This is a genomic window from Mechercharimyces sp. CAU 1602, from assembly GCF_024753565.1.
Lineage (GTDB): Bacteria > Bacillota > Bacilli > Thermoactinomycetales > JANTPT01 > Mechercharimyces.
Genome location: NZ_JANTPT010000009.1, coordinates 1 through 2,475, shown reverse-complemented (window position 1 = coordinate 2,475; position 2,475 = coordinate 1). Strand labels below are relative to the sequence as shown.

The following is a 2,475-nucleotide window of genomic DNA, read 5'->3' as shown; positions in this document are numbered from 1 at the left end:
TGGCTATAGCGGAGGGGAACCACTCGTTCCCATACCGAACACGATCGTTAAGCCCTCCCGCGCCGATGGTACTTGGGACGCAGGTCCCTGGAAGAGTAGGTCGTCGCCAGGCTACATAACAAAACCCCCTTGTTCCTTCTTGGAGCAAGGGGGTTTATTTGTAAAACAAGAGAGAAGTCCGTCCTAGCGTTCATTTTCAAAAATAGGAACCAAATACTTATCACTGCTTATTTTACGACAATAACATTTTAGCTCCTATCGCCGGTATTAAATTAATATTTGAATCATATCTACGGGTACTTATAAGGCATCATTGTGGTATGGAAGGCGGGGTGACGAATCCCGCCTTCTCAAATACATCATTATGATTTTGAATTAAGACGATATTGACCATAGGTTAGAATCAATGCAAGTAAGAAAATGATGCTGGCAGGAGCCGCTTCTGCTATTCCTTGCCCAGCTGCAAAATGAAAGAAAACGGCTCCAGCCATAATAACTGCGATGAAACCTGCGGACCAAGTAATTAGTTTGTTTTTCCAGAAACCTGCTAATAAGCCCAATCCACAAAACAGTTCGAGTACACCTGTTACATACACAAACCAAATGGGTAAGTTTAAAGCTTCAAATTGAGTAGCCATAGATTCAGCAGCTAGTAGCATATTTGCACCAATAAATGTAAAAGAAGCACCTAATAAACCTTGCAGAATTCTTACAACCCATTTCATAATAAAACCTCCTGAAATTTAAGCTAGTATTTGATTATCTTACGATAGCTCTTATGTCCCTGGTCGATTCATTAAGAGCTATTTCTTCCCTCTATCGAAATGTTCATTATTGCGATACTTCTTCGAGTATGACGGTAGAGATAGCTTTACCTCTGTTTTTTCTAATCAAATTCATTTAAGAGTATCAATAATAACTCCCACATGATATCTTCAGTAATGTTTGCTAATGTATATCATCCTCCTGCTCAATATATCTTGAATTTAAGATTATTATATTCGATATATTTTCTGTGGTCAAGTACCGTCACCGATAGAGCATCAACTTTTTATTTCCATAAGGGGTGTACTTGTTATCCCAGCGGGGATCGTACTTGTAGATACAGATTTCCAGTTCCAGGTGAAGTAGAACTGGCTAAATAAAAAAAAGCCAAGCTCCTGTTCTGAAGATGGAACAGGAGCTTGGCTTTACCATGGACACCCCACTTACCACAGTAGGCAGTGTAATAAAGAATGATCAGGATCTACCCTTACTTAACTGTGTATAGTAAGTAATCATGAGAGTAGCCCACAATATACCGATGACGAGAATAGGTACAATCGCTTGTGGAATTGGAAATAAAAAGAAATACAGCAATAGCAATATGGGAATCATCAAGTTAAGACGTGCGAAGGAGCGGAAAGCGGCTTGGTAGGCGAGATGCTTTTCACCTTCATCCATTTGCTCAAAATGATCAACGGGAGGGTTCCACGACCAGAAGCGGATAGAACGATCTGGAAAATTGTGATTGTGCTGTTTAACGGCGAAAGAGGCAACGGAAGAACTGAGAAGACCAAGGAGTAAGACAGTGAGAAAAGGGATCACCAAATACCAGGGTAGTTGCCAGGCGACTTCTATTGAATGCTTTGTAAAGTTGGCTGAAGTACCTGCACAGACCATGATAAGCAAGCCAACAGCAGAAGAAATAGTAGATAAGTAAACATGTAAGAACATCTTGTTACTTGTCATCGTCTCATGAATGGCATCTAAATCTGTTTTGCGTAGCTTCTTGATATGATGAATCAATAGAAACAACGAGATGATGGTTGTTAAAATTAGTATCATCATGAGGATAAGTAAGCTGATATTCAGTATAAACTCCGCCGTTTGTGGAGAGGAGTTCTTAAAATCCAGAAATTTAAACGACAACGTGCGAATAATTGAGAACAGAATTAACGTAATGATAACCATAGTGATCCACTTTAACGTGGATGTTTTGAACATCGTCATTCCTCCTCTGTCAGTGTGAAGACTTCCTCTACAGTTACATCAAAAGCATGAGCAATTCTTAAGGAAAGCACGATGGAGGGGTGATAATCTCCTCGCTCTATCAAACTGATGGTTTGACGTGAAACGGAAATCTTTTGTGCTAAGACGGTTTGGCTCCAGCCATTTTTTGCGCGCAACTCTTTTAGGCGATTGACCAACATAATATCCTTCCTCCTGCCATCAGTGTAAAAGACCATTGTCAATTTGTCAATTATCATTGTCGAAAAGAAGGGAGTACATAATAAAAAAGCGGTGGATTGTGGAAACGGATAGTTTTATCCTTATAAAAAACGAAAAGCCTGTTGACGAGATTAATAGAGCATGGTAAGATAGATCTTGTCGCCGCGAAAGAGCGGTGAGGAAAAAAGAAGAAAACGTTCCTTGAAAACTGAAGAGCGAAAGATAGACCCAAGTCAGTGAAATTTGAGCAATCAAATTCTTTTA

Annotated in this window: 3 protein-coding genes and 1 rRNA gene; 1 reads left to right on the top strand and 3 read right to left on the bottom strand. The window is 39.8% G+C overall.

Features of this window, described 5'->3' with window-relative positions:
• A 5S ribosomal RNA gene (rrf, locus tag NXZ84_RS15040) occupies positions 1-112 on the top strand; the annotation flags it as partial.
• 250 nt (positions 113-362) lie between these two features.
• Here rrf and NXZ84_RS15035 read toward each other — a convergent pair.
• The 3 genes from NXZ84_RS15035 to NXZ84_RS15025 all read right to left on the bottom strand — a co-directional run bounded on the left by NXZ84_RS15035 (position 363) and on the right by NXZ84_RS15025 (position 2,195).
• A complete protein-coding gene (locus NXZ84_RS15035; protein ID WP_258841169.1) occupies positions 363-725 on the bottom strand; it encodes a DoxX family protein in 363 nt (120 codons plus the stop codon).
• A 514-nt stretch (positions 726-1,239) separates the two neighbouring features.
• Positions 1,240-1,986 carry a DUF3169 family protein gene (locus NXZ84_RS15030; protein ID WP_258841168.1) on the bottom strand — a complete coding sequence of 249 codons (747 nt, stop codon included), beginning with the start codon at positions 1,984-1,986 and terminating at the stop codon, positions 1,240-1,242.
• 2 nt (positions 1,987-1,988) lie between these two features.
• Complete coding sequence (locus NXZ84_RS15025) at positions 1,989-2,195, bottom strand: helix-turn-helix transcriptional regulator (RefSeq protein ID WP_309495990.1); 207 nt, start codon at positions 2,193-2,195, stop codon at positions 1,989-1,991.
• Positions 2,196-2,475 lie beyond the last annotated feature (280 nt).

Excerpts from the sequence above, each read along its gene's own strand:
- NXZ84_RS15035 (WP_258841169.1), bottom strand. The coding sequence starts at position 725 with ATGAAATGGGTTGTAAGAATTCTGCAAGGTTTATTAGGTGCTTCTTTT.
- NXZ84_RS15030 (WP_258841168.1), bottom strand. The coding sequence starts at position 1,986 with ATGTTCAAAACATCCACGTTAAAGTGGATCACTATGGTTATCATTACG.